The organism is Bradyrhizobium sp. USDA 4532, assembly GCF_024171315.1.
GTDB classification, from domain to species: Bacteria; Pseudomonadota; Alphaproteobacteria; order Rhizobiales; family Xanthobacteraceae; genus Bradyrhizobium; species Bradyrhizobium australafricanum.
Map to the genome: position 1 here is coordinate 6,386,427 of NZ_JALJZN010000001.1, position 18,209 is coordinate 6,404,635.

General features: G+C 66.2%; 13 protein-coding genes. 2 read left to right on the top strand and 11 right to left on the bottom strand.

All coding sequences use genetic code 11. From position 1 onward, the window contains the following. Positions 1 to 173: 173 nt before the first annotated feature. The 6 genes from J2R76_RS29475 to J2R76_RS29500 all read right to left on the bottom strand — a co-directional run bounded on the left by J2R76_RS29475 (position 174) and on the right by J2R76_RS29500 (position 7,865). Complete coding sequence (locus tag J2R76_RS29475; protein ID WP_076834736.1) at positions 174 to 1,238, bottom strand: substrate-binding domain-containing protein; 1,065 nt, start codon at positions 1,236 to 1,238, stop codon at positions 174 to 176. A 21-nt stretch (positions 1,239 to 1,259) separates the two neighbouring features. Next, the gene (locus tag J2R76_RS29480; protein ID WP_244559012.1) at positions 1,260 to 2,312 is read right to left on the bottom strand and encodes an ABC transporter ATP-binding protein; all 1,053 of its coding nucleotides are present in this window, start codon (positions 2,310 to 2,312) and stop codon (positions 1,260 to 1,262) included. Between the two features lie 319 nt (positions 2,313 to 2,631). Beyond that, positions 2,632 to 3,816 (bottom strand): alanine--glyoxylate aminotransferase family protein, encoded by a 1,185-nt coding sequence (locus tag J2R76_RS29485; protein WP_057021087.1) that lies wholly within the window; start codon positions 3,814 to 3,816, stop codon positions 2,632 to 2,634. A 131-nt stretch (positions 3,817 to 3,947) separates the two neighbouring features. After that, complete coding sequence (locus J2R76_RS29490; RefSeq protein WP_076834750.1) at positions 3,948 to 4,781, bottom strand: LssY C-terminal domain-containing protein; 834 nt, start codon at positions 4,779 to 4,781, stop codon at positions 3,948 to 3,950. A 158-nt stretch (positions 4,782 to 4,939) separates the two neighbouring features. After that, positions 4,940 to 5,665 carry a thermonuclease family protein gene (locus J2R76_RS29495; RefSeq protein WP_057021088.1) on the bottom strand — a complete coding sequence of 242 codons (726 nt, stop codon included), beginning with the start codon at positions 5,663 to 5,665 and terminating at the stop codon, positions 4,940 to 4,942. A gap of 472 nt (positions 5,666 to 6,137) precedes the next feature. Continuing rightward, positions 6,138 to 7,865: a hypothetical protein gene (locus J2R76_RS29500; protein WP_076834740.1), complete on the bottom strand. Its 1,728-nt coding sequence runs from the start codon at positions 7,863 to 7,865 to the stop codon at positions 6,138 to 6,140. 372 nt (positions 7,866 to 8,237) lie between these two features. Here J2R76_RS29500 and J2R76_RS29505 point away from each other — a divergent pair, with 372 nt between their 5' ends. Continuing rightward, positions 8,238 to 9,089 carry a caspase family protein gene (locus J2R76_RS29505; protein WP_076834742.1) on the top strand — a complete coding sequence of 284 codons (852 nt, stop codon included), beginning with the start codon at positions 8,238 to 8,240 and terminating at the stop codon, positions 9,087 to 9,089. Between the two features lie 204 nt (positions 9,090 to 9,293). On the opposite strand, the gene J2R76_RS29510 is transcribed toward J2R76_RS29505, so the two are convergent. From J2R76_RS29510 to J2R76_RS29525, 4 genes are all read right to left on the bottom strand, one after another. Beyond that, positions 9,294 to 10,172 (bottom strand): efflux RND transporter periplasmic adaptor subunit, encoded by an 879-nt coding sequence (locus J2R76_RS29510; protein ID WP_076834752.1) that lies wholly within the window; start codon positions 10,170 to 10,172, stop codon positions 9,294 to 9,296. A gap of 7 nt (positions 10,173 to 10,179) precedes the next feature. After that, complete coding sequence (locus J2R76_RS29515) at positions 10,180 to 11,076, bottom strand: alpha/beta fold hydrolase (protein WP_158074247.1); 897 nt, start codon at positions 11,074 to 11,076, stop codon at positions 10,180 to 10,182. Positions 11,077 to 11,546: 470 nt separating this feature from the next. Then, the gene (locus J2R76_RS29520; protein WP_076834745.1) at positions 11,547 to 13,985 is read right to left on the bottom strand and encodes an adenylate/guanylate cyclase domain-containing protein; all 2,439 of its coding nucleotides are present in this window, start codon (positions 13,983 to 13,985) and stop codon (positions 11,547 to 11,549) included. 129 nt (positions 13,986 to 14,114) lie between these two features. Next, entirely contained in the window at positions 14,115 to 16,163 is a 2,049-nt protein-coding gene (locus J2R76_RS29525; protein WP_200844503.1) for an AsmA family protein, read from the bottom strand. A gap of 211 nt (positions 16,164 to 16,374) precedes the next feature. On the opposite strand from J2R76_RS29525, the gene J2R76_RS29530 reads away from it, so the two are divergent. Next, positions 16,375 to 17,049, top strand: coding sequence for a Crp/Fnr family transcriptional regulator (locus J2R76_RS29530; RefSeq protein ID WP_057021095.1), 675 nt, complete (start codon positions 16,375 to 16,377; stop codon positions 17,047 to 17,049). Between the two features lie 244 nt (positions 17,050 to 17,293). On the opposite strand, the gene J2R76_RS29535 is transcribed toward J2R76_RS29530, so the two are convergent. Further along, positions 17,294 to 18,154 (bottom strand): helix-turn-helix domain-containing protein, encoded by an 861-nt coding sequence (locus tag J2R76_RS29535; RefSeq protein ID WP_028335183.1) that lies wholly within the window; start codon positions 18,152 to 18,154, stop codon positions 17,294 to 17,296. Positions 18,155 to 18,209 lie beyond the last annotated feature (55 nt).

Sequence of the window (18,209 nt, forward strand, 5' to 3'; positions counted from 1 at the left end):
TGCGGGGTCGAGACAAGCGAAGCTTGCTCTTGGAGGGGTGGGGTGAGGGGCTGCCTCCGCAGACACCGAATGCGCGGAGAGTCCCCCTCACCCGCCGCGCATCTTGCGATGCGCGTCGGCCTCTCCCCGCAAGCGGGGCGAGGCAAGGAAGTGTGCACCGCGCCCTTCATCGCTCAAACCCTGAACAAGCGCGCATAGCGGGTCTTGATCTCTTCGGTCATCGCCTCCACCCCCGCCGGGTCCTCTTTCATCAGCTTGATGTCGGAAAGCTTGCGCCGGCCGGCCTTCGGCTGCACCTGGGCGTGCAGCGAATATTGGCCGGTGAAGTCGACGAAGAATTGCTGGGTCGCGCGGCTGTGCAGCCAGGCCTGGAACAGCTTTGCGGCGTTCGGATGCGGCGCGCCGGCGAAGATGCCTGTGGGACCCGAGATCGTCGGCGTGCCCTCGGTCGGATAGACCGGCTCGACCGGTTGCCCGGCTTCCTTCAAGAGCACGATGCCATACTCATTGCCGTCGGCCATCACGGCGCGCTCGCCGAGCGAGAGCTTCTTCGGCGGGTCGGTCGAGGACTGCACCTGCATCACGCGCTGTTTTGCGAGCTTTTCGAGGTAAGGCCAGCCGAGCTCGCGCACGATCTGGAATGTGGTGGTCATGATGGTGCCGCTATAGGCAGGATGGCCCTTCACCATCTTGCCCACCCATTTCGGGTCGAGCAGGTCGGCAAAGCTCTTCGGCGCGTCCTCCGCCTTCACCAGATTGGTGTTGTAGGCGATCGACGACAGCCACAGCCGCGTGGTCACGGCCATGCCGTCGGGGTCGCGGTAATTGTCGGGAAAATGCTTCGCGACGTCCTCGGGCACGAACGGCATCAGCCAGCCGCTCTTCTTCCAGGGGATGAAATGCGAGGCATCGGCGCTGTTGACGACGTCGGCGGCGTGGATGTTGGAATCGAATTCCTGCGCCACGCGCTGAAACAGCCGCTCCGAGCCGGAACGCTCGATCTGCACGGTGATGCCGGGATAGGCGGCCTCGAACGCCTTGCCGAGCTTTTCGCCGACCGGCAGGTCCATCGACGAATAGAACACGAGCTTGCCTTCCTTGGTCGCGGCGGCGACGAGATCGGGCGTGATTGCGACCGGCTCGGGCGCGGCGGCGCGTGCCGGTGACGCGAACACCGTGCCGACCGCAAGCGCCGCAGAGCCTTTCAGGACATCGCGTCTGGAAATCGGCTTCCGCATCGCTCGCTCCGTTTCTTGTTGTTATCGGCTGAGCGCCCGGCAGCGCGCGGGCGGCAGGGTCAGCCAGACCTCGCTGCCCTTCTCGACTGCGGTTTCGGTCGGCGTGGTCACCCGCAGCGATGTGCCGTCAGCGGTCTCCAGCATGTAGTCGCGATTCATGCCGAGATAGACCTGCCGCGTCACGATGGCTTTGAGCGTGTTCTGCGCTGCCGCGGGCGGTTGCGTCGCGAACTGGATCTCGTGCTGGCGGATCGCGACCGGCGCACTCTGGCCGGTCGTCAGCGTGGCGCCGACCACCTCGAGCGTTGCGCCGGCGAACTCCACATGGTTCGCATCGCGCGCGGTGCCCTTGATCACGTTGGCGGCGCCGATGAAGCGCGCGACGAATTCCGATTCCGGCCGCGCATAGATGTCCTCAGGGCTGCCGAGCTGGTCGATCTTGCCGGCATTCATCACCGCGATCAGGTCGGCGGTCGTCATCGCCTCGGACTGGTCGTGGGTGACGTAGACGGTGGTGTAGCGATATTCGTCGTGCAGGCGGCGGATCTCGAATCGCATCTCCTCGCGCAGATTGGCGTCGAGATTCGACAGCGGCTCGTCGAGCAGCAGCGTCTCGGGGCCGACGATCAGCGCGCGCGCCAGCGCGACGCGTTGCTGCTGGCCGCCGGAGAGCTCGCCCGGATAGCGCTGCGCCAGTGGTTCCAGCTTGGTGGTGGCCAGGATCGCGGCGAGCTTCTTGGCGATGGTGTCGCGATCCATTTTGCGCAAGCGCAGGCCGTAGACGATGTTCTCCGCCACCGTCATATGCGGCCACAGCGCGTAGCTCTGGAAGATCATCGACATGTTGCGCTGCTCGGGCGGCAGCGTGCGCGCCTTCGATGACACCACGCGCTCGCCGACGCGGATCTCGCCGTCGGATGGTTCGAGGAACCCGGCGATCAGCCGCAGCGTGGTGGTCTTGCCGCAGCCGGACGGCCCGAGCAGGCAGACCAGCTGGCCATGATCGATCGTGAGCGAAACATCATCAACCGCGACAAACGATCCAAACCGCTTGACCAGGCCGCGCAATTCCACCGATGCCAAGCGGTCCCTCCATTTTGTTGTGTCGCAGGGATCCGTGCCCGGCTGTTGCCGGCAGTAAAGCGGAAAATGATGACGACGAAAAGTGCTCGTGCCCCGTCAAAAAGTCGTGGCACCTCTTCGTTGCGTTATTCCCCGACCACTCTTCCGTCATCCTGAGGTGCGAGCGGAGCGAGCCTCGAAGGATCGACGGCCCGGCTACTTCCGCGCACTCCGATTCGATCACGGCGGGAGCGCGGCCGTCGATCCTTCGAGACGCCCGACTTTGGCGGGCTCCTCAGGATGACGGGTTAAAGCCTCAGACCGGCTCAAGCTACGCCTTCACGTTCTCGCCGAGCCACTGGATGGCGGCGTCGGCGCCTGCCTTGCCGTGCGGGATGTTCAGCGCTGTCAGCGCGACCTCGACGACGCCGAGGGTGCCGAGAATCATCGGGGCGTTGACGTGGCCCATATGCGCGATGCGGAAGGCCTGGCCCTGCAAATCGCCGATGCCGGTGCCGAGCACGACGCCGCATTTCTCCTTGGCGTAGCGCTGGATCGCGGCGGGGTCGGCGCCCTTCACGGTCACCGTCGTCACGGTGTTGGAACGCTCGGCGGGCTCGGCGATGTTGAAGCCGAGCACCTGTCCTTCACCCCAGACCGCGACCGCGCGGCGCACCGCTTCGCCGAGCAGGCGATGCCGCTCAAAGGCATTCTCCAGGCCTTCGGCGTGCAGCATGTTGATCGCCTCGCGCAAAGCGAACAAGAGATGCACCGGCGCGGTGCCGGCATATTTGCGGTAGTGCTCCGAGCCCTCGCGCTCGGTCCAGTCCCAATAGGGCGTGCGCAGATCGGCCTTCTTGTGGGCGTCCCAGGCGCGGTCATTGGCGGCGACGAAGCCGAGGCCGGGCGGCGTCATCAGGCCCTTCTGCGAGCCACTCATCGCGACGTCGACATACCATTTGTCCATCTCGAACGGCATGCAGCCGAGCGAGGCCACGGTGTCGACCATGTACAATGCGGGATGGCCGGCGGCCTTGATCGCCTTGCCGATTGCCTCGATGTCGTTATAGGCGCCGGACGCGGTGTCGACCTGTACCACCAGGATCGCCTTGATCGTGTGCTCCTTGTCGCGCCGCAGCCGCGCCTCGACCTCGGCCGGACGGATCGCGCGGCGCCAGTCGCCCTTCAGCACCTCGACCTCGGCGCCCATCGCGGCCGCAGCCTGGCCCCACCCGATCGCGAAGCGCCCGCTCTCCAGCACCAGCACCTTGTCGCCGCGCGACAGCACGTTGGAGAGCGTCGCCTCCCACGCGCCGTGGCCGTTGGAGATGTAGATGTAGGACTTGCCCTGGGTGGCGAACAGCCTCGAGAGGTCGCGCAGCAGGCTCTCAGTCAGTTCGACCATCTCGTTGGAGTAGATGTCGAGCGCCGGGCGGTGCATTGCCTGCAGCACCTGATCAGGCATCGTGGTGGGCCCGGGGATGGCCAGAAATTCCCGGCCCGCGCGAACGGTCATCGTCCTGTTCCTTTTGGATAAAGCGCGCAAATCATGCGTGTGAGGGGTCAAGCGCGGAGACTATTCCATCGCGGCTTCGATTGCGAGCAGGACGAAGCAATCCAGCGTTTCCAAAACCGCGGGACACGATGCTATTTGCCGATCGATTCGACGACCGCGCGCCAGATCTGGTCCTTCAACTCGGTCGCGGCGGGGCTCGGGAGCTGCTCGACGGTGCCGTTGTTCTTGCGGCAGGCCTCGACCAGCCGCAGCACCCAGATTTCGCCGTCGGTGTAATAGGGATCGCCGCCGCCATTGCGGCCGTTGAAGGTCGGGCCGATGCCGGTGACCTGATATTTCGCGGTGACCATGCCGGCGGACTCGAGGTCAGTGGCGAGCAGCGCGCGTTCGGCGTCGAGGTCGGCCGCGATGTGATGCGTCACCGCGCCGGTGTAGTGGCTGACGCCGACGCTGCGGTCGAGCGTCGCAGCGCCCAGCCACACCGGACGTTTCTCCTCGCCCTGGTCGAGCACCCTCCAGAACCGGACATGGTTGCGGCGGTCCGCGCTCGATCCGACCGGCCGCTCGAAGGCGAGATCCTCGCGGCGGTCGAGATAGAACAGGTTGCTCACCGGCGCATCCTTGTAGGGACGATCGAGCAGCACGCTGCCCACGATCTCGATCGAGGATTTCAGCGTCACCGGATCGGCCGGAAACCAGCCGGCCTCGTGCATCGCGCAGACCACATCCTTGGTGTCGCCGATCAGCCCGACATTCATCGGATCGCCGGGAATGCCCTGCGCGGTGCGCGTCACCATCGGCAGATTGGCGAGGCCCTTCTGATGCTCGTAATGCGTCCACAGTGCCGGCAGCAGCAGATAGGCTGCGATCAGGTAGATCGCCAGGACGAGCAGCAATGCCATCTGCGCTTGCCTGAGGCGGCTGCGCCGGCGCACGGAAGGCGGATCGATCTCGACATCGGTCATGCCGTGGTCCTTCACCTCTCCCGCTTGCGGGGGTCGAGACGAGCGAAGCTCGCTCTTAGGTCGGATTGCATCGAAGATGCAATCCGGATGGGGGCTTTCTCCTCATAAAGAGCGTCGCAAGCGGTGCCGATGAGGCTACAACTCAATCGCACTTCCGACTAGCGCCGCGTCTCGCGGCAGCCGGCGGCCTCGGCTTCCTCGACCGAGCAGAACCAGCGCGTGCCCTTGCTGATCTTCATTTCGATCTTGGCGTACCAGCGGCTGGTCCGCTGGTGAAAGATGCATTCACCGGAGCGGTTGACGTTGCCCTTGATGGTGCAGTCGGGCGAGGGCGCCACCGGGCCGGAGGCCGAGGCGAGCAGGATCGCGTTGGCGCCATCCGGCGGCTTCACCGCGCCGAGCACGGTGGTCTTCTTGTTGCGCACCCGCCAGTCCCACGGCGCGATGAAGGCACCCTGCCACATCCCGGCTTTTGCCTCACGCGCGGCCTTCTCGTCGGCTTCGTAGTCATGCGAGGCGCGGGTGTAGGCCAGCGCCCAGCCGCTCGCGACCAGCCATTTCTGGATGTCCTCGCCGTCGACCTCGCAGCGCGCGATGGTGCGGCCGCGGCGATCGACCGAGCGGGCGTGGCAGGTCCAGGTCTTGTTGCCGGCATGCTTGATCAGCTCGTCGCGCGCCGCGACGCCGCAGGTCCAGCGCTCGCCTTTGGTGTTGAGGCAGAGCTGGTCGGTCGACGGCGCGTCGACGCCTGCGAGCCGGATGCGGACGCTGCCGATCATGAGCTGGTCGCCGTCGCGGATCTTCGGCACGCCGGTGATGTCGGCGGCGACAGCCAGCGTCGGCAGCGAGAGCAGCAGGCCCGCGGTGAGCAGCGTCTTGAACATCGGCGTTCCCGGCCAGGTTCTTATCGTTCAAATGGCTTTTAGCGTGCAGTGGTCAGTGCCCAACGATTGTGCGGGCAATTGGGCAACCGTGCCAGTGCTGTTGCGTTTCCGCCAGTTTCAACTTCGCGTCATCCCCGATGTCCGCCATCCTCCCCTGGAGGGGGAGGATCGGGTCGCATGAAGCGCAGCGCAATGCGAGCCGAGGTGGGGTGAAGGTCTGTCCACTTGAGCAGTGCCCGTGTTGAGAGATCACCCCACCCCATATCGCATCTTGCTTCGCGCGACGCGATACGACCCTCCCCCTCCAGGGGAGGGTGAAGTCCCGCAGCCCGGTTGAGTAGAGCGCAGCGTCATCGGGTATCAACGAGGCGTTGGTCTTTATCCGTAGCCCGGATGGAGCTCCGCGCAATCCGGGAATCTTTGTCGGCGGGCAACACCCCGGATTACGTTGCGCTCCATCCGGGCTACGAAACTACACCGCGGCCATTCGTCGCTTCGCCAGCGCCAGCGCCATCAGCACGAACGCCGAGGTCACCTCCGGCCCGCCGACCAGGATGCGGGTTGGCGTCTTCATCTTATTCCACTCATAGGCCCGGTAGGGCCCCTTGCGGCCGCCCTCGCCGAGGCCCTGCACGATGCAGTGCAGCGCCGGCGTGAAGGTCGAGATCTCGGCGCCGAGATGCGCCAGCGCCATCAGCGCCAGCGCGGCGTCGAACGGGTTCATCTCGTGGGCGATCAGCTCGTGCGTGACATAGCCGAGCACGCGGGCGCGGATCAGCGCGAACACGTTGCCGGGATCGATGATGCGTTGCGCCGCCAGCGGCAGCGCGACGAAGGCGGCATAGCAGCGGCCGAAATAGGCCGAATAGAGTTCGGGCAGATAATAGATGTGCGAGCGCGGATTTTTGAACGCGCCGCTTTCGACCAGATTTTTCTGGAAGGCGATGACGCGATGCACGGTCTCCAGCCGCTGCGGCGTCTCGATGATCTGCCAGCGGGCGAGGTTGCGGAACGAGACCTCGAGGATGTCGAGGTTCAGCGTCGGATCGAGGTCGTTGCCATAGGGCCGCTCGCCGGCGAGATTGTCGATCCAGGTGACGACGCCGCCCTCGTAATCAAGATGATCGTTGAGCGGCACGGTGACACGCGGCTCGTTGGCGCCCGATCGCACCTGGTAGCCGCGGTAGAAGTCGAGCAGCGGCTGCTTGAGGATCGGATCGTCGGAGCCGGCCTGGGTCGCGGCCGAGAACGAGCACGCCGTGGTGTCGCAGTCCGGCACATAGATGCCGAAGCCGAGATCCTGCTTGATCTGGGCGAAGAAGCGCGAGAAGCGCGGATGCCGGCCCGGCGCCAGCGCGGTGATGACCTTCACCGTCGAGCCGTCATGCGACGGCACCGCCTCGGCGCTGGTCTTGAGGCAGAAGTCCACCATGTCGGCGATCGCGCGCCGCGCGGTAGCAGCTTCGTCCGGCGAGGCGAGCCCGGTCTCGACGAAGCCGAGCAGCGCCTCGGTGAAGAAGGCGTCGTAATAGGCCGAGCGGTGGCGGATCTGCACCGGCTCCCACATCGGCTCGGCGATGCCGCGCCAGGCCGGGTTGATCAGCGCGCGCGCCGGCGAATGCGCGATGAAGATCCGCGCCAGATTGAACAGCAAGGTCGAGTTCTTGTAGCCGCGCGCGTTCAGCCCGGTCAGCGCCATCAGCAGCTCGCGCCCGCCGACGTCGGGGTCGCCGATCAGGTTGAAGGCGGCATAGGTCGGGATGAAGCCGTTCCTGCCGAACGAGCGCAACAGATGCGCGCCGGTCAGGCGGATCACGCGGTCGATCTCGGCGATCTCCGGCGGGCGGCCAGGTGCGGTCGCGGCGGGCGGTGCCGGATGGCGCACACCGATACCGTCCATCAATACTGCGACGGGCGTGCCGATCGCGGCCCAGTCCGGCGTCTCGACGTCGCGCGCCGCGGTGAGCGCCGCGCGCAGGCCGGAGAGGCGGTCGGGATCGTTGAGCGCGGGCAGGCCGGTGCGGCGGAGCAGCGCGCGCAGCGGCGGATTGCCGAGCGCGGTCCGGTAGAATTTTCCGAGATGGGCATCGCCGCCGCGATAGGCCTGCAGCACGGGGTCGCAGACATCGTACAGCGACGGGCCGTCCTTCTTGACAGTCAGCGACCGGCACACCGCGCTTGCGATCTCGTGAAGGCCCAAGAAGCTCAAACAATCCCCTTTCCCGAGGAACCGGTTAACGCCGCCGCCCGACGGAGTTTCCTGTCGCTCTGCCCCAAACTCGCAAGCCTTTGGAAAGCTACATGAATCCCTGAAGAATACAAATGTGACAGAGATCACGTAACGGGATCTTAACGGCGTCAATGGCCTCTGCCGGGCGGCGGCATGCGGCAATTCGGGTTGCCCCGAGCGGCCGTTCGGGTTAAAGGAGCGTTTGTTGCGGCGCCGCAAATTGAGTTCAATTCAACGGCACACACACCTCAACCCCATTAAACCTGAACGTCTTTGACGCGACTAACTGGCGCGATCTTCGCTTGAGCGCCATCGGGATAAGAATTGGGACTTAGGAACGCTATGGACCTTAGGCAGCTTCGCATTTCCCGCCGCACCATCGCCGTCTGCGTGGCGGTGGCCGGCACGGTGTCGCTGGCGATTGGCGCCCATGCCGCGCTCAACAAGCGCACCCTCGATGTCGCCAAGGGTGGCGACAAGATCGCCCCCACCGAGCTGACCGGCAGCATTCCGGCAGGCACGTCCCGCCTCGCGCTGATCATCGGCAACGGCCATTATCCGGACGCCGCGGCGCCGCTGGCCCAGCCGATCAACGATGCCCGCACCCTGTCGTCGGCGCTGCGCCGCGAGGGCTTTGACGTCGACGTGGTCGAGGATGCGACCAAGGACGACATGTTCCGCGCGGTCGAGCGCATGAAGGCCAAGATCCGCCCCGACACCGTCGTGATGCTGTTCTTCGGCGGCTACGGCGTGCAGGTCGGCCGCGAGAGCTACATGATCCCGATCGATGCCACGATCTGGAAGGAAGCCGACGTCAAGCGCACCGGCGTCAGCGTCGAGTCCGTGCTCGATGCGATGAAGGAGCGCGGCGCCAAGGCCAAGCTCGTCGTGCTCGACGCCTCGCGCCGCAATCCCTATGAGCGCCGCTTCCGCGCGTTCTCGCACGGCCTCGCCCCGATCAGCCCGCCGGAGAACACCATCGTGCTGAGCTCGGCAACGCCGGGCAAGGTCGCCGACGATAGCAAGGCGCCGAACAGCGTGCTGGTCTCCGAGCTGCTCAACAACCTCAACGCCCAGGCCGGCGCCGAAAGCGCCTTCAACAAGACCCGCGTCGCGATCTCGCGCGCCAGCGAAGGCGAGCAGGTGCCGAGCGTGTCGTCCTCGCTGCTGGAAGACATCAAGCTCGGCGGCTGAGCCCGACTCTTTCCCCACGTCGTCCCGGCGAAAGCCGGGACCCATAACCACAGGGCCGCATTGTCGAAGCGCGCTGTGGCGACAGCTCTTCAGACAATTCACATTGGTGGTTATGGCTCCCGGGTCGCGCGGAGCCTGTCATCGGGCGGCTCTTTGCGCCGACCCGTTGGCTTGCCCGGGACGACGCTGTAGATGGAGCGCCGCCTACTTTGCATCCGCGCTGGCGCCGACTGGCCGCACCGGATCGCCCTCGCGCAGCAGGGCGCCGGCGCGGGCGACGACGATGTCGCCTTCCTGGATGCCGTCGCGGATCTCGACCTGGCCGGCCGACATCAATCCGGTCTCGACCCGCCGCGTCTCGACGCGGCCGCCGCGCACCACCTGCACCACGGTGCCGGCGGTGGAATAGAGGATCGCGGTCAGCGGCACCGCGACGCCGCAGCTCTGCCCGGTCTTGATCTGGGCGCGGCCGGACGAATTCACCAGCAGCCGCTTGTTCGCGCCGATGCCGATGAACACCTGGCCGAGCTGGCTGTTCGGCTCGACTGTCGGCGCGATCCGCCGCACCTTGCCGTCGAGATCGCCGGCGCCGAGGACCTTGAGCTGCGCCGTCTGCTCGGTCTTCAGCTTGGCGATGTCGCGGGTCGGCACCATGCCGACCAGGTCATACTCGCTCTTGGCGATGATCGAGAACAGCGCGTCCTTGCCCGAGGCCGGGCTGCCTACAATCGCCGACGACGCCGAGATCGTGCCCGCCACCGGCGCCGTGACGTTGACCGAGTTGGCCCCATCGGTCAGCTTCGCCAGCACCTGGCCGGCGGTGACAGTGTCGCCGGGATCGACCATCACCTCCGCCACCTTCAAGCCGAAACGGTCGGGCCGGATCTGCTGCTCATCGCGCGGCAGCACGATGCCCGAAACCTCGACGATATTGCCGAAGCAGAATTTCGAGGCCTTCAGCACCGTCACCGCCGCGCCCTTCGGCACGGCGTCGGCCTCGCCCGCGGCAAGCGCGGGAGAGGCCGCGAGCACGAGCAGCGCGGAGGCGGCAAGGGCTGGGGCGCGCGTGCGAGGCAAAATCATCGGCAAACTATTCCCAAAATGAGGGCCTCTTGAATACCAGATGCCGCCGGGCCGAACCAGCCGCCTGCGCTGCCTCGGCCGGCCCCGCATCCGCCGCCAGCTCCAGCTTCGCCAGCTCCTCGGCGCGCCAGATATGCCGCAGGATCTCCGGGTTGACCCGATCGGCATGCGTCACCGGCAGCATATGGCCGGCACCCGGCAGATGCCGCAGCTCGGCGCCATCGATCAGCGCGGCGAGTTTTGCGACAATGCGCTGCGTCACATAGGGCGACAGCCCGCCCGAGATCAGCAGCGTCGGCACCTTCAAGGCACGCGCGGCTTCCGCCACGGCGTCGAGGTCGAGCGCGGCGCTGAAATCGCAAGGCAGCTTGTCGGCCTGCTCGATCATCCGCAGCCGCCCGCTCGGCGAGAACTGCTCGCGCGGCCCGGAGCCGGCCCAGAACGCGGTGAACGCCTCGACCGCCTCCATCACGGCGCCATCGACAATATCCCTTGAGACGATCTGCGCGATCCGCGCGAAGCGGTCGTACAGCCGCGCATCGGCAGGCGTGTCTCTGAGCAACGTAGGCAGGACGGGCTCGATCAGCGTAAGGCTGCGGATGTACTGCGCATAAGGCGTTGCCGTCGCCAGCCGAAACGCGATCGCCCCGCCATAGGAATGCCCGATCAGATGGAACGGCCCGTCGGCCTTGGTGAGCCAGGGCTCGAGCCGCGCAATCTCGCCATCCAGCGTCCGCGGCCAGTCGCGCCCGCAGGCGGCAACGCCATAACCGGAAATATCCGGCGCCATGAACCGGTCGCCGCCGAGCGCGGCCGCAAGCTTGGTCCATTGCCGTCCCGACCCCAGCGAGCAATGCAGCGCCACCACCGACGCCGCCGCGTGCGTCCCATCCAAACCCGTCATCAAACCCATCCTGCTTGTTCTTGTTGTCGCCGGGCGCGCGTTCGCACGCGCCCGTCATGACGCGAGTGAGGTGGGGGATGGGTTATTCCTGGGAGGGGTGGGAGAGGTGGGGATCGTGATTGCGGAGGTGATCAGATTCACTGGATGTTGATTTGAGGCTCGTGGCAATCGGCGCCCGGCCTTCCCTGCGCCCTCTCCTGTGTGAGGCTGGATTGATCGCATGACTCGGGCGCGATCGCGTCGCGAGGATGCGGGCGTGTGCTTCTCCCCTCGGGTCTATCCCTTGGCTGTTTGATAGTTGAATCAGAAACGGGGCCGCATATTCAGTGTCGTCCCGGCGAAGGCCGGGACCCATTACCACCGCTGCTTGCGATGACGCTGTGCTGCGGCCGCAGCCGTGTTCAATCCAAACATCGGTGGTTATGGGTCCGGCTTTCGCCGGGACGACGTGGGAGGGAGCCGTGTCTTGACTACTCCGCCGCCGCTTCCGCTGATGGCTCGCCCTTCCAGCTCAGGATCTCCGCGGCCAGGATCGGATGGTTGAATCCCTTCAGCACGAGGTCATCGATGGCGCGGCCTTCGACGAAGGGCTCGACCATGCCGTAGACGCGGCGGCTCACCACGATCTGGCCGGCCTTGGCCTCGCCGCACAGGCGCGAGGCGAGGTTGGTGACGCTGCCGATCGCGGCATATTCCAGCCGCTGCTCGAAGCCGACCTGGCCGAGCGTGGCATAGCCGAGCGCAATGCCGATGCCGAAGCCGAGACTGTGCCCGCGGTTGCGCCACTTCTCGGTCAGCGGGCCGACCGTGTCGCGCATCTCCACCGCCATCTTCACGGCACGCGCGGTGTGGTCGGCGAGCTGGATCGGCGCGTTGAACAGGATCATCACGCCGTCGCCGGCATATTTGTCGAGCGTGCCTTCATACTTGAAGATCAGCTTGCCGAGCGCGGCGTGATATTCGCGCAGCACGTTCATCGCCTCTTCCGGCTCGGTCGCCTCAGTGAAGGCGGTGAAGCCGCGCAGGTCGCAGAACACGACGGTGACCTCGCGGCGGTGGCTGTCGAGCAGGCCCTCGGGATTGTCCGACGAGGCGATCAGCTGCGCAACCTGCGGCGCCAGGAAGCGCTCGAGCCGGCGGACGCGCTCGAGCTCGCCGAGCTGGGTCTCGACCCGCTGCTCCAGCGACTTGTTCCAGTCCTTGAGCGCCTCGGTCTGCTCGCGCAGCTTGTCGGCCTGCTCGCGCACGGTGGCATTGGCCTCTTCCAGCGCGTGGCTCTTCTGGTCCACCTCGGTGAACAGCCGCGCGTTGCGCATCGCCAGCACCGCCTGGTGCGCAAAGGTTTTCATCAGGCCGATCAGGCTCGACGGGAAGTCGCCGGCCGCCTTGCGCAGCACCACCAGCGCGCCGAGCACGCCCTGCTGGTCGACCAGCGGCACCACGAGCACGGAGTGGAAGCCGGCGCCGACCACGACATCGCGCAGCGGATGATTTGGCTGGTCGGTGAGATCGGGAAACGCCAGCGGCTCGCCCTTCGCGGCGGCTTCGCCGAGCGGGCTGCTGTTCGCCGCATCGATCGCGCGATGATGGCCTTCGGTCGCAGCGTCGATGCCGATCGATTGCGTCAGGTTAAAGCTGCGTTGCGCGGCGTCATAGCCATAGATCAGCACGGCGTCGGCATGGGTGATCTCGAGCGCGCGGGCGCCGACCGTCGGCAGCACCGCATTGAGGTCGAGCGAGGACGCCACCGCGCGGCCGACCTCCTCCAGCACCTTCAGCTCGTTGATCGATTGCGCGAGGTCGCGGGTGCGCTCCTTCACCTTGGCCTCGAGGTCGGAATAGGTCTCGGCAAGCTGGGTGGCCATGCTGTTGAACTGGCCGGCGAGCTCTTCCAGCTCATCGGATGTCTTCACCTCGATGCGATGGCCGAAGTCGCCGGCCCCTAACCGCCGCGCGCCGATGCGCAGCGCGGTGATCGGCTCCAGCATGCGCCGCGCCAGGATCGTGCCGGCGATGATCGCGACCACGAGGCCGAGCGCGATCAAAAGCGCAATGCGCACCAGCTGGTCGCGGATCGGCGACAGCGCCTGCGCGGTCGGCTGCTCATAAAACACGTGCCAGCCGAGGTTCGGCGCGGCCGTTGCTGTCGTCAGCACCGCGTTGCCGTCGACATCCTTGCCGGAGGCGATCGGCCTGCCGCTAGGCGACAGCACCGCGGCGACCTGCGGCAGCGCGGCAAGGTCCTTGCCGACCTCCGGACCCTTCGACGAGCTCGCCAGCACGCGGCCCTTGCCGTCGACGACATAGGCATGAGCGAGGCGGCCGACCTGGGAGTCGCCGAAATAGTCATTGAGGAAGCGCAGGTCGATCTCGGCCATGGTGACGCCGGCATTGAAGCCGGAATGCTGCTCGCCGATCGACATGAACGGCCGCCCGTCGCGGAAATACGCCGGCGCGTAGGCGGTGCCGCGGGCGATGGTCTCGGTGAATCTGACATCGCGGGAGAAGTCGGCGTTGGAGTTCACGGTGGTGGTCTGGCGCGACAGCCGCAGCAGCTCGCGGCCCTGGCCGCTGATCAGGGTGAGCTGGCTCACCGCCGGCACCTGGCCGAGCAACTGCGCGTAGTCGGCGCGGCGCAGCTCGATCGTGTTGGAGGAGGCGCGGGTCACCCAGGAGATCTGCCGCTCGAGGTCGGAGATCGCCTGCTCGATGCGCTTGGCGGTCGCATCCGCCTTCTCGCTCATCGCGTCCGTCAGCGTGCCCTTGATGCCGCGGTAGCTGATCCAGGTCTCGAGCGCGCCGTTGACCGCCAGCACGAACACGACGAGGCCGACCAGCGCGAGGACATACTTGGCGAACAGGCCGCCGCGCAGGAACCAGTTCTTGCCCTTGTCCGTAGCCGAGTTCATCCAGCCTCGTCCGGCCCCCAATCGGGTGCGCCGCATGATCCGCCGCTGTTTAGCACGGATCGGCGAGGCGGAGCGGCCGCTCGGGCCGCATGGTTATCCCTTCATATCGGCGGGGGATATCCGGGAATATCAGCGATTGAACAGCTGACGCAGCACATCCTTCATCGCCGGACTGTCGTGCTGCTCGGCGGTCTCGCCGGGCGGAGGGGGCGGTGGCGGCGGGGCCTGGTCGGGGGCCGGCGGCGCCGGCTGGCTCAGGTCGCGGCTCGGGCGCGATGCGTTGCTCTGGTTGAGGGTGGAAAGGCCCTGCTGCAGCAAATTGCCGATGGTGTCGCCAAGCTGCCCGCCGAGCGGGTTGCTCTGGCCGGCGCCGCCGCCCTGGCCGCTGCTGCCGGGCTGCGCGCCGCCCTGCACGCCATTGAGCAGATTGGTCAGCCCGTTGAGGCCCTGACTCAGCCCCAGGCCGTTCGCCCCGAACAGGCCCTTGCCCATCTCCTTGAGCTTGGCATAGGCGGCCTGCGGATTGTCGAGGATGCCCTGCATCTCCGGATAGATCCGCGGCGATACCCAGGGTCCCTCGACCATCACGGGGATGCCGAGGCCGACCGGATTGCCGGTGCGGCCCTGGCCTTCGGTGGTCATCACGAGCTGCGGCTCGACGCGGAACCCGATCTGGCGGGTGTTGAGGTCGATGGTGCCGACCCCGGTCATCTTCACCAGCGGACCGATCAGATTGAGGTCGGTGGTGACGGCCTGGCCCTTGTCGACCTTGAACGAGGCCGAGAGCTGGCTGAGATCGGTCGACAATTCCTGGCTCTCCTGCCAGCCCGACAAGGTGCTGGTGGTGAGATTGCGGATCATCTGCGCCACGTTGAGGCCGAGGATCTTGCCGTCCTGGAACACGACGAAGGCGGTGCCGGCGAGATTGCCGACGATGGCGCGCTCGCTGCTGCCTTGCGAGGTCAGCGCGATCTTGGCCTGCATCTTGCCGTCGAGCTTGTCGAACTCGGCGAGGCTCTTCAGCACCGGCAGCGCGCGCGCGCCGGCGAGGTCGAGCCGTAACGCGTAGGTTGGATTCGTGGCTCGCGCGTCGATGGTGACGTCGCCATCGGCGGTGCCCTCATAGGCGCCGAGATTGGCGAACCGGCCCTTCAGCACGCCGCTGTCGATGGACGCATCGATCGCCGCCTGCGTGAAGCGGCCGTCGCCGATCACGAGCTCCGCCGCCGAGATGCGCGCCTGTGCGTCGACATAGTTGAGCCCGGCAAGATCGACCGACGCGTTGCTCCACGTATTCGTACCCAGCGGCTGCGTGGAGCCGGCCTGCCCCGGCGGCATCGCGATCGCAATGTGCTGGAAGTCGAGATCGAGCTTCACCAGCGGCTTGTTGCTGGCGAAATCGACCGAGGCCCAGCCGGTGAAGCCGCCGTCGCCGAGCGTGCCGGAGACGCCGTTGAACATCACCACCGTGCCGTTCAGCCGCGCTTCCGCATTCGCCTTGATCGCCGCGGGCAACAGGCCGGGCGCATCGATGCTGAATTCGGCCGGCACGCTCTGACGCTCCAGCGGTGCTTGCGGCGCGGTGGCGCGGATCTCGAATTTCAGCGGCTTGTCGCCGGCGTGTGCGTCACCCGTGACGACGATCTTGCGGTCGTCGCCGATGGTCGCGTCCGCATTGAGCGTCTCGATCCGGCTCTCGATCCGGTCGCGTACATTGGCGAAGACGACGGTGCCGCCGCTGACGCTGACATGCCGGATCGTGATGCCGCCGCCATCGGACGCGGAAGATTTCGCCGGCGGATTGTGGTCGCGGGTGCGCTCGCGCTGCAGCGGCAGATTGATCACCGGCTTGACGATCGCGAGGTCGGTGATGTCGGGCCGGCCCGACCACAGGCTCGACAGCGTCATCTCGGCCTCGACGCTGCTTGCCGCGAACCGGTTGTTGACGTCGCGCCCGCGCGGGTCCTGCAACACGACGTCGCTCAGCGTCAGATTGACCTTCGGCCAGAGGCCGATCTTGGCGCCGCCATTGATGGTGAGCTTGTAGCCGGTCTCGCGCTCGACCCGATCGGTGATGGTCGATGTGAGGAACGAGGACGGGATCCCGACCACGGCCACCAACGCGATGATCACGATCACGGCAGCGATGGCGGCCCCGGCGAATTTCAGTGCTCTCATGTCGTTGTTCCAGGCCGGGCAAGTGGGGTTCCGTTGCAGAAAGTCACGGCCGATCAAACGAGCTTATCCCGCAAGCAGGATCTGGCTCCAATGACCGGAAAAATAATCCGTTACCGCATGAACTTATGTGACCTCTCCCACACTCTTATGAGGGTGATTTTTGCTAACCGGGCGTCAGGGGACTGCTCGGAAGGATTTGGAAGGCAGTACAATGAGCAAACAGGCCGAATTTGCGGTCATTCTGAAGATGAATCCGATGTTCGCCGATCTCGGTGCGGACGAGTTGCAGCGGCTTTCCGGCCTCTGCCACACCCAGCAACTCGCGACCGGTGAGGTGCTGTTCCAGAAAGGCGATCCCGGCGATGCCCTGTTTGGGGTCCGCCGCGGCCAAATCCGGATCGAGACCGGTGCTTCCGACGGCAGCCGGCTCACACTGAACTTCATGGGATCCGGCGACCTGTTCGGCGAAGTCGCCGTGCTCGACGGGCAGGACCGCACCGCGGATGCGACCGCGGGCGAGCCCAGCGAATTATTCGTGTTGCGGCGGCAGGATTTCCTCGGCTTCCTCGAGCGCGAGCCGAAGGTTGCGGTCAGGCTGATCGAATTGCTGTGCCAGCGAATTCGTTGGCAGAGCGAGCGGATGGAAGAATCCGTGCTGCAGCCTTTGCCGGTCCGCCTCGCACGGCGTCTGTGCGCGCTGGCCGAGGATTTCGGTTCCGAGGTGCACATCTCGCAGGAACAGCTCGGCATCTTCGTCGGCGCCGCGCGCGAAAGCGTCAACCGGCAGCTGCAGACCTGGCGCAAGGACGGCATCGTCGACCTGCAACGCGGCCGGATCATGCTGCACAACATGACCAAGCTGACCGCGGTCGCCCGCAACGACTAGAGCGGACTGCATGCAACGCGCGCGGGAAGATTCAATTCTCTCGCGTGCTCTGCTTGCCGATGTTGACGCACTCCTGCCTAAAAGACGTGCTTGCATGATGAGGCCGGTACCGCTTTCATCCGGCCGCCGGTCCTTGGGGTGACACCCAGCCTTGCTGGCCTCACGCCATCCACCTGCAAACCCCTGCGGTCTCTCCCGTTGACCGCAGGGGTTTTGCATTTCGATAGATGCGTGACGCGAGCGCCTACCGCATCACCACTTCGGGATCGGCCCAGCGCAGATACTGGCGCGGCGCGGCGCCGAGCTCGCGCTTGAACATCGCGGCGAAAGCGCTCGGACTTTCATAGCCGACGTCGAGCGCAACGCAGGTGACGGCCTCGCCGGCGCCGAGCCGCGCCAGCGCTTCGAGCAGCCGCACCCGCTGGCGCCAGGCCGCAAAGCTCTGGCCGGTCTCGCGCCGGAACAGACGCGTCAGCGTCCGCCGGCTGAGCTGGCAGCGATCGGCCCATTCGTCGAGCGTAAGATCGGAACTCGGATCGACCAGCACGGCTTCGCAGATCGCGGCGAGCCGCGGATCGGGCGGCACCTGCACATGCAGCGACACTTCCGGCATCCTGCCGATCTCGTCGAGCAGGAAATCGACCAGCCTGCCGTCGCGCCCTTCCGGATCGTAACGGGTCGGCATGTGCACCGCTTCTTCCATCAACGCCTCGACCAGCGCGGAGACTTTGATCAGGCGGCATGTCGCCGGAGCATTCCTGATGCGGTCAGGCGTGACATAGATGGTCTGGATCTCGACCTCGCCCCATGCCCGCGACTGGTGCGCGACGCCGGCCGGAATCCACAGGCCGTGGCCGGGCGGCACGACGAAATGGCCGCGCTCGGTCATCATCGAGGTCACGCCCGCGGTCTGCAGGATGAATTGATCGCGTCGGTGCGCGTGCCGCGCGCTGGTGCTTTCGTTCGGATAGGAGGCCGCCATCGCCGCGAGCGGCCGTTCGACCTGTTGCAGCTGTCCGGCATAGTGCGCGGCGGCTGCGGGACCCGATTGCTTGCGGCAAACGCGCAAGCCGGTGGTGTCATTTCGTCGCGCTGCGACTTTCAAGTGTCGTGAGCTCCTGATCGATCGTCGTTTTCGCAGGGTGCTCATGCATCTTCCG